The 14,549-nt window shown below is 67.7% G+C and carries 13 protein-coding genes; 10 read left to right on the forward strand and 3 right to left on the reverse strand.

What is annotated here, in order from left to right; genetic code table 11:
- The first annotated feature begins 77 nt into the window (after positions 1-77).
- Positions 78-872, forward strand: a complete 795-nt coding sequence (locus tag KEC55_RS28625; protein ID WP_282508474.1) for an AraC family transcriptional regulator — start codon at positions 78-80, stop codon at positions 870-872.
- A gap of 97 nt (positions 873-969) precedes the next feature.
- Here the strand turns inward: KEC55_RS28625 and KEC55_RS28630 are convergent, their stop codons facing one another.
- Both KEC55_RS28630 and KEC55_RS28635 read right to left on the reverse strand, forming a co-directional pair.
- Positions 970-1,233, reverse strand: coding sequence for a hypothetical protein (locus KEC55_RS28630; RefSeq protein ID WP_006489463.1), 264 nt, complete (start codon positions 1,231-1,233; stop codon positions 970-972).
- Positions 1,234-1,521: 288 nt separating this feature from the next.
- A complete protein-coding gene (locus KEC55_RS28635; protein ID WP_282508475.1) occupies positions 1,522-3,414 on the reverse strand; it encodes a bifunctional sugar phosphate isomerase/epimerase/4-hydroxyphenylpyruvate dioxygenase family protein in 1,893 nt (630 codons plus the stop codon).
- Between the two features lie 256 nt (positions 3,415-3,670).
- On the opposite strand from KEC55_RS28635, the gene aroQ reads away from it, so the two are divergent.
- From aroQ to KEC55_RS28650, 3 genes are read left to right on the forward strand one after another with little or no spacing between them, the layout of a single operon-like run.
- On the forward strand, positions 3,671-4,126 hold the full coding sequence (gene aroQ / locus KEC55_RS28640) for a type II 3-dehydroquinate dehydratase (RefSeq protein WP_176047522.1): 456 nt from the start codon (positions 3,671-3,673) through the stop codon (positions 4,124-4,126).
- Positions 4,123-4,977, forward strand: a complete 855-nt coding sequence (locus tag KEC55_RS28645) for a shikimate dehydrogenase (RefSeq protein WP_282508476.1) — start codon at positions 4,123-4,125, stop codon at positions 4,975-4,977. The genes aroQ and KEC55_RS28645 overlap by 4 nt, the downstream gene beginning before the upstream one ends.
- 30 nt (positions 4,978-5,007) lie before the next feature.
- Positions 5,008-6,348: an MFS transporter gene (locus KEC55_RS28650; protein WP_282508477.1), complete on the forward strand. Its 1,341-nt coding sequence runs from the start codon at positions 5,008-5,010 to the stop codon at positions 6,346-6,348.
- A 103-nt stretch (positions 6,349-6,451) separates the two neighbouring features.
- Here KEC55_RS28650 and KEC55_RS28655 read toward each other — a convergent pair whose 3' ends face one another.
- Complete coding sequence (locus KEC55_RS28655; protein WP_282508478.1) at positions 6,452-7,561, reverse strand: 2-aminoethylphosphonate--pyruvate transaminase; 1,110 nt, start codon at positions 7,559-7,561, stop codon at positions 6,452-6,454.
- Positions 7,562-7,819: 258 nt separating this feature from the next.
- Between KEC55_RS28655 and phnS the strand changes: the two genes are divergently transcribed.
- From phnS to phnY, 6 genes are read left to right on the forward strand one after another with little or no spacing between them, the layout of a single operon-like run.
- Positions 7,820-8,908 carry a 2-aminoethylphosphonate ABC transporter substrate-binding protein gene (phnS, locus tag KEC55_RS28660; protein WP_176047518.1) on the forward strand — a complete coding sequence of 363 codons (1,089 nt, stop codon included), beginning with the start codon at positions 7,820-7,822 and terminating at the stop codon, positions 8,906-8,908.
- A gap of 34 nt (positions 8,909-8,942) precedes the next feature.
- Entirely contained in the window at positions 8,943-10,046 is a 1,104-nt protein-coding gene (gene phnT / locus KEC55_RS28665) for a 2-aminoethylphosphonate ABC transport system ATP-binding subunit PhnT (protein WP_176047517.1), read from the forward strand.
- A complete protein-coding gene (gene phnU / locus KEC55_RS28670; protein WP_282508479.1) occupies positions 10,024-10,944 on the forward strand; it encodes a 2-aminoethylphosphonate ABC transporter permease subunit in 921 nt (306 codons plus the stop codon). Before phnT ends, phnU begins: the two co-directional genes overlap by 23 nt.
- Positions 10,934-11,794 (forward strand): 2-aminoethylphosphonate ABC transport system, membrane component PhnV, encoded by an 861-nt coding sequence (gene phnV / locus KEC55_RS28675; RefSeq protein WP_282508480.1) that lies wholly within the window; start codon positions 10,934-10,936, stop codon positions 11,792-11,794. The genes phnU and phnV overlap by 11 nt, the downstream gene beginning before the upstream one ends.
- Complete coding sequence (gene phnA, locus KEC55_RS28680; RefSeq protein WP_282508481.1) at positions 11,791-13,098, forward strand: phosphonoacetate hydrolase; 1,308 nt, start codon at positions 11,791-11,793, stop codon at positions 13,096-13,098. The genes phnV and phnA overlap by 4 nt, the downstream gene beginning before the upstream one ends.
- A complete protein-coding gene (gene phnY / locus KEC55_RS28685; RefSeq protein ID WP_282508482.1) occupies positions 13,095-14,549 on the forward strand; it encodes a phosphonoacetaldehyde dehydrogenase in 1,455 nt (484 codons plus the stop codon). The genes phnA and phnY overlap by 4 nt, the downstream gene beginning before the upstream one ends.

The raw sequence follows: 14,549 nt of genomic DNA on the forward strand, positions 1-14,549 counted from the left end.
CCCGCATCCGGCGCGCCGCGATCGAAGGGGCGCTTCTATAATCGACGTCATCTGCCACTCGCTTCGCGGTTGCCGGGATGACGACCTTGCTTGCCGTACCGCCCATGAGCCTGTCCGAACCGTTGCGCTACCAGCCCGACAACGCCGATCTCGGCGCGATGCTCGCGCACTTCCGCATGCTCGAACCGGTGTTCGATGCGCTGCCGGACGTCGCGTTCTTCGTGAAGGATGCGAGCGGCCGCTACGCGATCGTCAACCGCACGCTGGCGATGCGCTGCGGCTACAAGGACAAGCGCGACCTGCTCGGCAAGACCGCCGACGAAGTATTTCCGCGCCGCTTCGGCCGCAGCTATTTCGAGCAGGACATGGCGACGATCAACGCTGGCCAGCAACTGACGGATCAGCTCGAGCTGCACCTGTATCCCGGCCGCCAGCCGGGCTGGTGCCTGACCTGCAAGGAGCCGCTGCGCGACGCCGCGGGCAGGGTGGTCGGCCTCGCGGGCATCTCGCGCGACCTGAAGGCGCACGAGGGATCGCACCCGGCGTACAGCCGGCTCGCCGACGTGGTCCAGCACATCCAGGATCACTACGTGCAGCCGCTGAACCTCAAGCATCTCGCGCAGATGGCCGGGATGTCGGTCGCGCAGCTCGAACGCTACTTCCACAAGGTGTTCCACCTGACGCCGCGCCAGGTGCTGCTGAAGACGCGGCTCGATGCGGCCACCGCGCTGCTCGTTACGCACGACAAGGTCACTGACGTCGCGGCGCTATGCGGCTATACGGATCACAGCGCGTTCACGCGCCAGTTCAAGGCAACGGTCGGCGTGACGCCGACGGAATACCGGTTGATGTTGCAGGAGCGGGCAGGGTGACGCGATTCGCCGGCCGGGCCGGCGCATCGCAGGGATCGGGGTACTGCGAGGTACTGCGGGGTACTGCAGGAAACGGGGATGCCGTGAAAACGGCGGCTCAGCGGTAGCCGAGCCCTTTCAGGACGGCCGTGCCGTCTTCGGTCAGCCGGAAGCTCGGGGCCGTATCGGGGTCGAGCTTGACCATCTCGACGAGACCGGCTTCCTGCAGCGCAGGCAGTTCGGGTTTGGCGTTTGCGCCGATCGGTGCATGCAGCAGCACGAGCAGCGTCGCGATTTCATGATGACTGAGCAGGCGGCGCAGCATCGTCTTCTTTGCAGGGGGCGCGGCCGGGCGGCCCGCGGGTGCTTCTACGGCGCTCATCGCTTTCCTCCTTTTCGAGATAACCATCGGGTACTGGTTGCGGATGGTGCCGTCGAAGACTTAAGCGATTCTTAAAACCGTGGCGGGCGGCAGGATGCTGCGCTGCGGTACGGGTTACGGGATGTAACGCCATGCGCGGCGCGGCTCCCGGCCCGATCGCGGTCAGCCGCGCGGGCTGGTCCGCGGCCGTCCAATTCACCACGATGGTGCGCGCGGGATGCGGCCCTTTGAATCAACCGCGGATCCCGTCCACGGTTCGGCCCGCGATGCCCGATTCGCTTCCTTCCCTTATTTCTTGCGCTGTGCCTGCGCGGCGAGCCGCACGGCCGCGTTCGTCGCGCCGTAGCCGTCGTATCCGCCGCGCCGCTCGACGATTTCGAGCGAGAAGCGGTTGTCGACCAGTTCCGTGTACGCGTGCAGGAATTCGCCGCCGTGCTCGTCGCGGTCATACAGCAGGTGGTGCGCACTCAGCGTGTCGATCAGCTCGTCCGGCAGCGCGTAACGCGCGGCAAGATCGTCGTAGTAATTGGGCGGAATGCGCAGGAACGGTACGCCGTCGGCCGCGAACGCGGCAACCGTCTTCACGATGTCGTCCGTGCGGAACGCGACGTGGTTCAGCCCCGTGCCGTGGTACCGGTCGAGCGATTCGGCGACGGCCGTATGACGGTCGACCGACGCGTTCAGCGCGATCCGCACCGAGCCGTCGGCGCTGCGCACCGCGCGGCTGCGCATCAGCCCGTACGGGTCGGGCACGAGCCAGCTGCGCTCGGCCTCGAAGCCGAATGCCGTCTTGAAGAACAGGATCCACGTGTCGAGCGCGTCGGCCGGCAGCGCGAGGCACACATGGTCGATGCCCGTCAGCGGACCGACTTCGCTCGGGCCGTCGATGTCGGTCAGCACGAAGTCCGATTCGTACAGCGTCGGCGCGTTCGGCGCTTCGTCGACGAAATACTCGAGGCTGCCGTCCGGCGCCTTTACGCTCGGCAGCACGCGTTCGCTCGGCCCGACGCGGCCGGAGAACGGCGCATAACCGAAGCCGGCCGCGCGCTCGAACGCCACTTCCGCGTCGTCGACGCGGAATGCCGATGCACACAGCGACAGCCCGTGCTGCTGGAAGAACGCGTCGGCGAACGAGTCGCGCTCTGCGTTCAGCACGATCGACGCGGCACCGTGCTGGAACAGCGTCACGTCCTTCGAGCGATGCCGGCCGGCGAGCCGGAAGCGCATCCGGCCGAGCCATTCGCCGACGGTTGCCGCCGCCTGCGCGTCCACCGCGAATTCGATGAACTGGAACCCGACGTGCGCGGGCGGCGCCGGCGGCGCGAACAGCGGCTGGCCGGCGGCCGGCGCGCGGCCGTCCTGCGCGAGCCGCTCGCGCGTCAGTTCTTCCAGATAGAGCAGCGAGCGATGGCCGTCGGCGGCGGTGGCCGTGGTCGGCGCGGCGCGGAAGCCGTCGTTGAAGATCTCCAGCGACAGCGGCCCCGTGTAGCCCGACTCGATCACCCGCGCGGTGAAGCGCGCGAGGTCGAAATCGCCCTGGCCCGGAAACGAGCGGTAGTGGCGGCTCCATTCGAGCACGTCCATCGCGAGCTTCGGCGCGTCGGCGATCTGCACGAACGCGATCCGGTCGCCGGGGATGTCGGCGATCGCGTCCGGCGAATCGTCGAGCGACAGCGTATGGAAGCTGTCGAGCGCAAGGCCGAGGTGCGGACTGTTCACGGCATTCACGAGTTTCCACGCATGGCCGTACCGCTTCACGACGCGGCCCCAGGCGAGCGCTTCGTACGCGGCGACCACGCCGGCCTGCCGCGCCGCTTCGGCGAGTGCGCCGAGCTGGTCGACGAGCAGCCCGTCGTCCGCGATCGTGTCGGCCGACACATTGCTGCAGACGAGGATGCGGTCGGTGCCGAGCGCGTGCATCACGTCGAACTTGCGCTTGATCCGGTCGAGGTTGCGCGCGAGCTGGGCCGCGCTGACGCCCTCGAAGTCGCGAAACGGCTGGAACAGCACGATGTCGAGGCCGAGGTCGGCGGCCATGCGTCGGACGTCCGCCGGCGATCCGTCGAAGTAGACGAGGTCGTTTTCGAAGATTTCGACGCCGTCGAAGCCCGCGGCCTGGATGGCGGCGAGTTTCTCGGCGAGCGTGCCGGACAGTGACACGGTTGCGATCGAGCGCTGCATGGCGATTCCTGCGGGTGAGCGGGGCATGGCGTCGGCCGAACCGGCCCTGAATGAACCAGTCGTTGAGTCCAGGGCGAACGCCATACCCCGAATTTACTGGGGTAGTGGCGTGTATTGTACAAACTAACTAGGTGGTACAAATTAGCGAAAACCCGAAAAGACAGCGCGCTTTCACGGGCGCACACTAGCGCCAAATTCCGATGTTTTCGGGGCGATGCCGGTCACGGTCCGCCCCTGTTTTAGGAGCAGAATCACCATGAGCAAGCACAAGGTGCTGGTGCTGAACGGCCCGAACCTGAACCTCCTGGGGACGCGCGAGCCCCATATCTACGGCGCGGAAACGCTCGCCGACGTCGAGCAGCGCTGCCGTACGGCGGCCGAAGCGCTCGGGCTGGAAATCGAGTTCCGCCAGTCGAACGCCGAGCATCAGCTGATCGACTGGCTGCATGCCGCGCGCCTCGATACGGACGGCATCGTGATCAACCCGGCTGCCTATACGCATACGTCGGTCGCGCTGGCCGACGCGCTTTCCGCGATCGCGAAGCCCGTGATCGAAGTCCATATCTCGAACGTGCATCGCCGCGAGGCGTTCCGCCACCATTCCTATGTGTCGGCGGTTGCCGAAGCCGTGATCTGCGGCTGCGGCACCGAAGGCTACGTGTTCGCGCTGCAGCGTCTGGCGACGCTGTTTGCGCAGGGAGCCGCACGATGAGCCGCCCGTCGTTTCTGATCGGCCTGATCGGCCAGGGCATCGGCGGTTCGCTGTCGCCCGCGATGCACGAGGAAGAAGGTTTCCGCCAGGGGTTCGGCTACGTGTACCGGCGCATCGATCTCGACGCGCTCGGCCTGACCGTCGACGCACTGCCGCAACTGCTCGATGCCGCCCAGCGGATGGGCTACAACGGGCTGAACATCACGCACCCGTGCAAGCAGCGCGTGATCGAACACCTCGACGCGCTGTCGGACGACGCGCGTGCGCTCGGCGCGGTGAACACCGTGCTGTTCAAGGACGGCAAGCGGATCGGGCACAACACCGACTGGTCGGGTTTTGCGAAATCGTTTCGCCGTGGGTTGCCCGACGCCAGGCTCGACAGCATCGTCCAGCTCGGCGCGGGCGGCGCCGGTGCGGCCGTGGCGCACGCGGCGCTGCAGATGGGCGCGGCCGAACTGACGATTTTCGATGTCGACGGCGCGCGTGCCGCCGCGCTCGCGGCCGAACTGCAGCAGCGCTTCCCCGCCGCGCGGGTCGTGCCGGGCGGCGATCTCGCGGCCGCGATGCGCGCCGCGACGGGCCTGATCCACGCCACGCCGACCGGCATGGCCAAGCATCCGGGTCTGCCGCTGCCGGCCGAGCTGCTCCACGCGGGCATGTGGGTGGCCGACATCGTGTATTTCCCGCTCGAAACCGAACTGATCCACGCCGCGCGCGCGGCCGGCTGCGCCACGCTGCCGGGCGGCGGGATGGCCGTCTACCAGGCCGTCGACGCGTTCGAGATCTTCACCGGACGCACGCCCGACGCCGAGCGGATGTTCGATCACTTTCAGTCGCTCGTCGCGCGCTGACCCCTTACAGAAAGAGACCAGGAGACGACCATGCAGCACACCACCCACACGAGCGCCGCGCCGGCGCAGGCCGGCACGGTCCGGCGCACCTCGGCGCGCTACAAGATTCTCGCGCTGCTCGCGATCGGCACGATGATCAACTATCTCGACCGCACCGTGCTGGGGGTGGCTGCGCCGCAGCTCACCAAGGAGCTCGGCATCAACGCGGCCGTGATGGGCATCATGTTCTCCGCGTTTTCGTGGACGTACGTGGCGGCGCAGGTGCCCGGCGGCCTGTTTCTCGACCGCTTCGGCAGCAAGGTTACCTATTACTGGTCGATGACGCTGTGGTCGCTGTGCACGTTCCTGCAGGGTTTCGTGCCGGGCATCGCGACGCTGCTTGCGTGCCGCCTCGGGCTCGGCGTCGCTGAAGCGCCGTGCTTCCCGACCAATAGCCGCGTCGTCGCGACGTGGTTCCCGCAGAACGAACGCGCGATGGCGACGGGCACCTATACCGTCGGCGAATACATCGGTCTTGCGTTCTTCAGCCCGGTGCTGTTCGCGCTGATGGGTGCGTTCGGCTGGCGCTCGCTGTTCTGGGTCGTCGGTGCGGTCGGCATCGTGTTCGGCCTGGTCTGGTGGAAGTTCTATCACGAGCCGCGCAACCATCCGGGCGCGAACTCGGAGGAGCTTGCGTATATCGAGGCGGGCGGCGGTCTCGTGCACGGCGCGCGCAAGGACGGCGAAAAAGGCGGCAAGGGCGAGCAGAAGTCGTTCAGCTGGGCGATGGCCGGCAAACTGCTGAAGAAGCGCCAGCTCGCGGGCATCTGCCTCGGCCAGTTCGCCGGCAATTCGACGCTCGTGTTCTTCCTGACCTGGTTCCCGACCTACCTCGCCACCGAGCGCCACATGGGCTGGCTGAAGATTGGCTTCTTCGCGGTGATGCCGTTCATCGCCGCGTCGGTCGGCGTGATGTTCGGCGGGATCTTCTCCGACTGGCTGCTGCGCCGCGGCAAGTCCGCGAACCTCGCGCGCAAGCTGCCGATCATCGCGGGCCTGCTGCTCGCGTCGACGATCATTCTTGCGAACTACGTGAAGAGCAACGAAGCCGTGATCGCGATCATGTCGGTCGCCTTCTTTGCGCAGGGGATGGCCGCGCTCGGCTGGACGCTCGTGTCGGACATCGCGCCGGACGGCCTGCTCGGCGTGACGGGCGGCATCTTCAACTTCGCGGCGAACCTCGCGGGCATCGTCACGCCGCTGGTCGTCGGTTTCATCGTCGCGTCGACCGGCTCGTTCGTCGGTGCGCTGGTGTTCATCGGCGTGATCGCGCTGATCGGTGCGCTGTCGTACATCTTCGTCGTCGGCGATATCAAGCGGATCGAGCTGTAAGCACCGCCTCCACGCACATCCAGTGCGTTAGCCCGGCGGCCAATCGGCCGCCGGGCTTTTTTGTGTGCACGCGCCGGCCAGCATTGCGGTCGGCGCACGGCGCTTACGCGCGCTGCACGGCGATGCCGAGCGATTCGACGGCTTGCGCGATCGCCGCGACCGCGCGCCGGATATCGCCCGAATCGATCGCGCCGATGCAGCCGACGCGGAACGTCTCGAGCTGCGTGAGCTTGCCCGGATACAGGATGAAGCCCGCGTCGCGCACCGCGTCGTAGAAGCGGCGGAAATCGTAGGCCGGATGGTCGGGCGCATGGAACGTGACGATCACCGGCGCCTGCACGCTCGCGTCGAGGAACGGCACGAAGCCGAGCGCGCGCATCGATTCGACCAGTGTCCGGCAGTTGTCCACGTAGCGCGCACCACGCGCCGGCTGCCCGCCTTCGGCGAGGTACTGGTCGAGCGCGGCGCGCAGCGCGGCGATCACGTGCGTCGGCGGCGTGAAGCGCCACTGGCCCGTCTTGCGCAGGTACGCGTACTGGTCGTGGAGGTCGAGCGCGAGCGACGGCGAGTTGCCTTCGCTCGCGTCGAGCGCGTCGCGCCGCACGATCGCGAACCCCATCCCCGGCACGCCTTCGAGGCATTTGCCGCTCGCCGAGACCAGCGCATCGATGCCGCTGTCCGCGAGCGCGATCGGCAATGCGCCGAACGAGCTCATCGCGTCGACGATCAGCCGCTTGCCGTGGCGCCGGCACGCGGCTGCGATCGCATCGAGCGGATTCAGGATCCCGGCGCTCGTTTCCAGATGCACGAGTGCGACGTGCGTGATGCGCGGCTCGCGCGCGAATGCGGCCTCGACCGCCGCCGCGTCGACGGCCGCGTCCTCGCCGAACGGCAACGCGATCGCGTCGATGCCGAGCCGGCCGAGGATCTTCAGGATGCGGGCGCAATACGCGCCGTTGTCGGGCACCAGCACGACGCCGTCGCGCGGCACCAGCGTGCCGAGCGCGGCTTCGACCGAGAACGTGCCGCTGCCCTGCATCGGTACGCACACGTACTCGTCGCCACCTTTCGCGATCGCGACGAGGTCGGCGCAAACACTGGCCGTCAGTTGATTGAAAGCGGCATCCCACGAGCCCCAGTCATGTTGCATTGCGTGGCGGGTTGTGGCGGACGTGGTGAGCGGGCCGGGCGTGAGCAGAATCGGGTCGGACATGGTTTTTCTCCAGCAGAGGTCGAACGAAACGCCGGGCGGCATTTCTGAATGACTTGCATGATATTGGCAAAATGTGTCATTTTTTGGAAATTGTGGCATTCGTCACGGGTTTGTCATCGAACGCTGTGATCCTTCGGTTGCCGCGCGAAACCAACCGCAGCGCGGCGGCGAGGCGGGCCGTCGATCGGCCTGCCCGGAGATAACAGGAGAGCCGGATCGTGCCCCGGCCGTTTGGTGTTCCGCCTACGGAGAAGTGAGATGACACTGCAGAATTCCTCGCGCGCCGCTGCCGGCGCGTTCCGCAAGCTTGCGCTGGCCGCCAGCGTCGCCGGCCTGATGGGCGCCGCGTTGCCCGCGCATGCGGCGAGCGCGGTCGTGCTGTATACGGCGGACGGTCTCGAGAACCTCTATCGCGATGTGCTGCCGGCCTTCGAGAAGAAGGAAGGCGTCAAGGTCAACATCGTGACGGCAGGTAGCGGCGAGGTCGTGAACCGCGCGAACATCGAGAAGAATTCGCCGAAGGCCGACGTGATCGTCACGCTGCCGCCGTTCATCCAGCAAGCCGGCCAGATGGGCCTGCTGCAGCCGTACCAGAGCGTGAACTACAAGAACGTGCCGGCCATCGCGAAGGCGGAAGACGGCACGTGGGCGACCTTCGTGAACAACTACTTCTCGTTCGCGATCAACCCGGACGTCGTGAAGAACCAGCCGAAGACGTTCGCCGACCTGCTGTCGCCGGCCTACGCCGGCAAGGTCGCGTACTCGAACCCGGCCACGGCCGGCGACGGGATGGCCGTGCTGATCCTGACGACGTCGCTGATGGGCGAGGACAAGGCGTTCGACTACCTCGCGAAGCTGTCGCAGAGCGTGAAGTTCCACACCAAGGGCACGGGCTACCTGAACGTGCTGCTCTCGCGTAACGAAATCAGCGTCGCGAACGGCGACCTGCAGATGGACCTCGACGACGCCGAACACGGCGCGCTGTCCGTCAAGCCGATCTTCCTGGCGGCGAAGGATGGCGACCAGCCGACCACGTTCCAGCTCCCGTACGGCATCGGCCTGATCAAGAGCGGCCCGAACCAGGACGCCGGCAAGAAGCTGATCGACTACCTGATGTCGACGGACGTGCAGTCGAAGGTGCCGGACATGTACGGCATCCCGGGCCGCACGGACGTGCCGCTGGCCGGCAAGAACGGCGAAGCGGTCAAGAAGGCGATCGCGGGCGTGAAGCTGATCCCGGTCGACTGGACCCAGGTGATGGCGAAGAAGCCGGTGTGGATCGAGCGCTGGAAGAAGGACGTGATCGGCAGCTCGGGCAAGCAGCTCGACGTCGTCAAGCCGAAGTGATCGGCGCACGCCGCCTGTATTAGTGAGCAAGAGGATGAACCCGGTGGAAACCACCCTGACCCATCCCGGCGCATTCGGCGCCGCCGAACCGCACGCGACGCTGCGGTCCGGCGCGCCGGGCGGCGTGCAGATCGAACACCTGAGCGTGCGCTACGGCGCACGCACGGTGCTGGAAGATCTGTCGCTGTCGATCGGTGCCGGTGAATTTCTGACCGTGCTCGGCAAGAGCGGCTGCGGCAAGACCACGCTGCTGCGCTTCATCGCCGGGTTCGTGAAGGCCGACGGCCTGACCGGCACGCTGACCGTTGCCGGACGTGACCTGACCTATGCGCCGCCGCACAAGCGCAACCTCGGTCTGCTGTTCCAGAATTACGCGCTGTTCCCGCACCTGTCGGTGTTCGAGAACGTCGCATTCGGGCTGCGCGCACGCGGCATGGCGTCGTCGGAAGTGACGCGCCGCGTCGCCGACGCGCTGAAGCTCGTGCAGCTCGGCGATGCGGGCCATCATCTGCCCGCGCAGCTGTCGGGCGGGATGCAGCAGCGCGTCGCGCTGGCGCGCGCGCTCGTGATCGAGCCGGACGTGCTGCTCCTCGACGAGCCGCTGTCGGCGCTCGACGCCAACCTGCGCGCCTCGGTGCGCAGCGAACTGAAGGCGCTGCACGAGCGCCTGCCGAACCTGACCGTCGTCTGCGTGACGCACGACCGCGACGACGCCCTCGTGCTGTCCGACCGCGCGCTGCTGATGCGCGACGGCCACATCGCGCAGCTCGGCACGCCGCAGCAGCTGTACGACGCGCCGCAGGACGGCTACGTCGCACGCTATCTCGGCCCGGCGAACCTGCTGCCGCCGCATGTGATCTTCCCGCTCGGCGATCCGCGCCACGACGTGCGCGGCAAGGTCGCGTGCGTGCGCCCCGAGCGCCTGACCGTGATGCCGCCGGCGGCCGGCGGCCTGCACGGCACGGTGGCGTCCGTCGAATGGCAGGGCGCGGACCTGTCGATCGCGGTCGTGATCGACGCGGCGCCCGACGAACCCGTGCGCGTCACGATGCAACGCGGCCGCGGCGCGGCCCCCGAGCGCGGTGCGCGCGTGTCCCTGCAATGCGAGGCAGACGATGTCGTCCTTATCGAGCCCTGAAGCCGGCCTGCCGCCGCACGTGCTCGCGTCGGCCGCCGCGCACGCTGCCGCCGCGCGGCGGCGCAAGCGCATGGGCGACCTGCACCTGGCCGCGCTCGCGATCGTCGTGCTCGGCCCGCTCGTCGTCTATCCGCTGGTGCGGCTCGTGCTGCTGAGCGTGTCGGGCGATCACGGGCTGAGTTTCGCCGCGTACCGTACCTTCTTCGGCAACCCCGATACGCGCAGCGTGCTGATGACGACGCTCGGCGTACTGTTCGCGAGCGCCGGCACCGCGTCGGTGCTCGGCGTGCTGCTGGCCGCGCTGCTGTTCTTCAGGCCGTTCCCGGGCGCCTCGCTCGTCACGCGCTTCCTGGAGCTGTACGTCGCGTTCCCGTCGTTCCTCGTCGCGTTCACGCTGATCTTCCTGTACGGCTCGCAAGGGTCGATCAGCATCGCGCTGCAGCACCTGTTCCATCTCGAGAACCCGCCGCTCGATTTCCTGTTCGGCATCGGCGGCGTGATTCTCGCGCAGACCGTGTTCTATACGCCGTTCGTCGTGCGGCCGACGCTCGCGTCGTTCGCGACGCTCGACCTGCGTCTGATCGAAGCCGCGCGCAGCCTCGGCGCGCCCGGCTGGATGCTCGCGCGTCGCGTCGTGCTGCCGATCGCGTGGCCGGGTATCGCCGCCGGCACCGTGCTGTGCTTTCTGCTGACGCTGAACGAGTTCGGGATTCTGCTCGTGCTCGGCAGCGCGCGGCTCGTCACGCTGCCGGTCGCGATCTACAGCAGCGCGACCGTCGATCTCGATTTGCCGACCGCGTCGGCCGGCGCGGTCGTGATGCTGGCGTTGTCGCTGGCACTGTATGCGGTTTATCGCCGGGTGAACCGGCGTGCGACGGGAGGGAACGATGTCCGCTGAATTTCGAATCGGGCAAGCCGTGCCGCGCCACCAGATCGGCTGGAGCGACGCGCTGCTCAAGCATGCGTCGCGTGCCGCGCTCGCGCTGGCCGCATTCGCATGCTTCTGGTTGTTCGTGCTGCCGGTCGTCGTCGTCGCGCTGTCGAGCGTGTCGACCCAGTGGTCGGGCACGATCTTGCCGGCCGGCTACAGCCTGCGCTGGTTCGAACGGCTCGGGTCGCCGGAGTACGACGCGCTGCTGACGAGCCTCGAAATCGGCTTCGGCGTATCGGCGATCGGCACGATCCTCGGGCTGTGGCTCGCGCTGGCGCTCGAAGGGCGCGACCGGCGTGGCCTCGGCGCAGTGGTCGACGCGCTCGTGATGGTGCCGAACGGTGTGCCGAGCGTCGTGCTCGGGCTCGCGGTGCTGATCGCGTATCACCAGAAGCCGCTCGACCTGTCGAGCTCGGCGGCGATCGTCGTGCTCGTGCAGCTCGCGCTGATCCTGCCGTTCTGCTATCGCTGCGCGGCCGCCGCGTTGCGTCCGGAACTGACCGTGCTGCGCGAAGCCGCGGCGAGCCTCGGTGCGCCGCCCGCGATGGTGCTGCGCCGCGTGCTGCTGCCGCAGCTCGTGCCGGCGCTGCGCGCGAGCCTCGCACTCGGCTTCGCGTTGTCGCTCGGCGAGCTCGGCGCGACGCTGACGGTGTATCCGCCGGGCTTCGCGACGGTGCCGATCGTCGTGATCGGCCAGGTGGAGCGCGGTTACTACCTTCCGGCATCGGCGCTGTCGCTGCTGATGCTCGGCGCGTCGCTCGCGGCGCTGCTGCTGATCGCTGCGCGCGTGCCGCGCGGCAAGCGGGCGGCATCATGAACGCCGCGTTCGCATTGCGCCAACCCGGTGACGCGTCGGCGGCCGGCACCTCGACGGGGCTTGCGGGTCGCTCGGTCGACGTCAACGGCCGGCGCTACCGGCTGCCGGTCGAGCCGACCGTCGTCGTCTGCGTCGACGGCTGCGAGTACGACTATCTCGAACGGGCAGTGGAAGCGGGCGTCGCGCCGTTCATCGGCCGGATGATCGCGGAAGGCACGGCGTGGCGCGGCGATTGCGTCGTGCCGACCTTCACCAACCCGAACAACCTGTCGATCGTCTGTGGCGTGCCGCCGTCGGTCCACGGGATCTGCGGCAACTATTTCTGGGATCCGGCCGCCGACGGCGGGCGCGGCGCCGAAGTGATGATGAACGACCCGGCCTACCTGCGGGCCGGCACGCTGCTTGCGGCGGCGTCCGACGCCGGCGCGCGGGTGGCCGTCGTGACCGCGAAGGACAAGCTGCGCCGGCTGCTCGGCTGGCAACTGAACGGCATCTGCTTTTCGGCCGAGAAGGCCGCGCAGGCGAATCTCGCGGAAAACGGGATCGTCGACGTGCTCGACTGGGTCGGCCTGCCGTCGCCGGACGTCTACAGCGCGGCGCTGTCCGAGTTCGTGTTCGCGGCCGGCGTGCGGCTCGCGCAGACGCGCCAGGTCGACCTGATGTACCTGTCGACCACCGACTACGTACAGCACAAGTGCGAGCCGGGCAGTGCGGGCGCGAACGCGTTCTACGCGATGATGGACGGCTACCTTGCGCAGCTCGACGCGCTCGGCTGGGCGATCGGCCTCACGGCCGACCACGGGATGAACGCGAAGCACGATCCTGCGACGGGCCGTCCGAACGTGATCTATCTGCAGGACGCATTCGACGGCTGGTACGGCGCGCAGGCTGCGCGCGTGATCCTGCCGATCACCGACCCGTACGTCGTGCACCACGGCGCGCTCGGCTCGTTTGCGACGATCTACCTGGCGCCAGGTGTCGACCGGGCCGAAGCGATGTGGCGCGTCGGCGGCCTCGACGGTGTCGAGCTCGTGCTGGACAACGCGGAAGCCGCCGCACGTTTCGAACTCCCGGCCGACCGGATCGGCGATCTCGTCGTGATCGGCCGTCGCGACATGACGCTCGGCACGCGCGAGCGCGAACACGACCTGTCGGGCCTTACGGTGCCGCTGCGTTCGCACGGCGGCGTGTCGGAGCAGGAAGTGCCGCTGCTGTTCAACCGGCGTATCGAGCGGGACGATCCTGCGCGTCGCCCGCGCAACTTCGACGTGTTCGATTTCGTGCTGAACCGGGTCACGACATGATGGCGCATCCCCGGCAAGATCATCCGGCGTTTCGCGCGGAGGCATTGCGCTGGTGCGGTACACGCGCGACGCGCGAACGTACGCTCGACGTCACGGACCCGTACACGGGCACGCGCGTCGGGACGGTGCCACTTGCGAGCGTCGACGACGTGCGCGCGGCGTTCGACTACGCGATGGCCTACCGGCCGAAGCTCACGCGCTACGAGCGGTCGCAGATCCTCGAACGCGCGGCCGCGCTGCTGCGCGAACGCACCGAGGAAGCGTCCGACCTGATCACGCTCGAATCCGGGTTGTCGAAGCAGGACTCCCGTTACGAGATCGGTCGTGTCGCCGACGTGCTGAAGTTCGCGGCGATCGAGGCATTGCGTGACGACGCGCAGAGTTTCTCGTGCGACCTGACGCCTCACGGCAAGGCGCGGCGCGTGTTTTCGCAGCGGCAGCCGCTCGACGGCGTGATCGTCGCGATCACGCCGTTCAATCATCCGATGAACCAGGTGGCGCACAAGATCGCGCCGGCGATCGCGACCAACAACCGCGTGATCGTGAAGCCGTCGGAGAAGGTGCCGCTGTCGGCGTTCTATCTGGCCGACCTGCTGGTCGAAGCCGGGCTGCCCGAGCCGATGCTGCAGGTGCTGACCGGCGATCCGGCCGAGATCGCGGACGAACTCGTCACGCATCCCCATGCGTCGCTGATCACGTTCACGGGCGGTGTGGCGATCGGCAAGGCGATTGCCGCACGGGCCGGCTACCGCCGCATCGTGCTGGAGCTGGGCGGCAACGATCCGCTGATCGTCCTCGACGACGCCGATCTCGAACGCGCGGCGTCGCTGGCGGTGCTCGGCTCGTACCGGAATTCGGGCCAGCGCTGTACGGCCGTCAAGCGGATGCTGGTGCAGCGTTCGATCGCACCCGCATTCACCGAATTGCTCGTCGAGAAGACCCGTGCATGGAAGTACGGCGATCCGTTCGACTCCGCAAATGAAATGGGCACGGTGATCGACGAGGCGGCGGCGCGGCTGTTCGAGGCGCGTGTCGAAGAGGCGGTTGCGCAGGGCGCGCGCCTGCTGACCGGCAACGTGCGGCGCGGCGCACTCTATTCGCCGACCGTGCTCGACAACGTCGATCCGTCGATGACGATCGTGCGCGAGGAGACCTTCGGGCCGGTATCGCCGGTGATCGCGTTCGATACGATCGACGATGCGATCCGGATCAGCAACGGAACGGCGTTCGGGCTGTCGTCGGGGGTGTGTACCGACAGCACGGCGGCGGTCGTGCGGTTCGTGAACGAACTGAACGTCGGCACGGTGAATGTATGGGAAGTGCCCGGATACCGGATCGAACTGTCGCCGTTCGGCGGGATCAAGGATTCGGGGCTCGGTTACAAGGAAGGCGTTCAGGAGGCGATGAAGAGCTTCACGAACCTGAAGACGTTTTCGCTGCCTTGGGAGTAA

It is taken from the genome of Burkholderia cepacia (assembly GCF_029962485.1).
Taxonomy (GTDB): domain Bacteria; phylum Pseudomonadota; class Gammaproteobacteria; order Burkholderiales; family Burkholderiaceae; genus Burkholderia.

Excerpts from the sequence above, each read along its gene's own strand:
- KEC55_RS28625 (WP_282508474.1), top strand. The coding sequence starts at position 78 with ATGACGACCTTGCTTGCCGTACCGCCCATGAGCCTGTCCGAACCGTTG.
- KEC55_RS28630 (WP_006489463.1), bottom strand. The coding sequence starts at position 1,233 with ATGAGCGCCGTAGAAGCACCCGCGGGCCGCCCGGCCGCGCCCCCTGCA.
- KEC55_RS28635 (WP_282508475.1), bottom strand. The coding sequence starts at position 3,414 with ATGCAGCGCTCGATCGCAACCGTGTCACTGTCCGGCACGCTCGCCGAG.
- aroQ (WP_176047522.1), top strand. The coding sequence starts at position 3,671 with ATGAGCAAGCACAAGGTGCTGGTGCTGAACGGCCCGAACCTGAACCTC.
- KEC55_RS28645 (WP_282508476.1), top strand. The coding sequence starts at position 4,123 with ATGAGCCGCCCGTCGTTTCTGATCGGCCTGATCGGCCAGGGCATCGGC.
- KEC55_RS28650 (WP_282508477.1), top strand. The coding sequence starts at position 5,008 with ATGCAGCACACCACCCACACGAGCGCCGCGCCGGCGCAGGCCGGCACG.
- KEC55_RS28655 (WP_282508478.1), bottom strand. The coding sequence starts at position 7,561 with ATGTCCGACCCGATTCTGCTCACGCCCGGCCCGCTCACCACGTCCGCC.
- phnS (WP_176047518.1), top strand. The coding sequence starts at position 7,820 with ATGACACTGCAGAATTCCTCGCGCGCCGCTGCCGGCGCGTTCCGCAAG.
- phnT (WP_176047517.1), top strand. The coding sequence starts at position 8,943 with ATGAACCCGGTGGAAACCACCCTGACCCATCCCGGCGCATTCGGCGCC.
- phnU (WP_282508479.1), top strand. The coding sequence starts at position 10,024 with ATGTCGTCCTTATCGAGCCCTGAAGCCGGCCTGCCGCCGCACGTGCTC.
- phnV (WP_282508480.1), top strand. The coding sequence starts at position 10,934 with ATGTCCGCTGAATTTCGAATCGGGCAAGCCGTGCCGCGCCACCAGATC.
- phnA (WP_282508481.1), top strand. The coding sequence starts at position 11,791 with ATGAACGCCGCGTTCGCATTGCGCCAACCCGGTGACGCGTCGGCGGCC.
- phnY (WP_282508482.1), top strand. The coding sequence starts at position 13,095 with ATGATGGCGCATCCCCGGCAAGATCATCCGGCGTTTCGCGCGGAGGCA.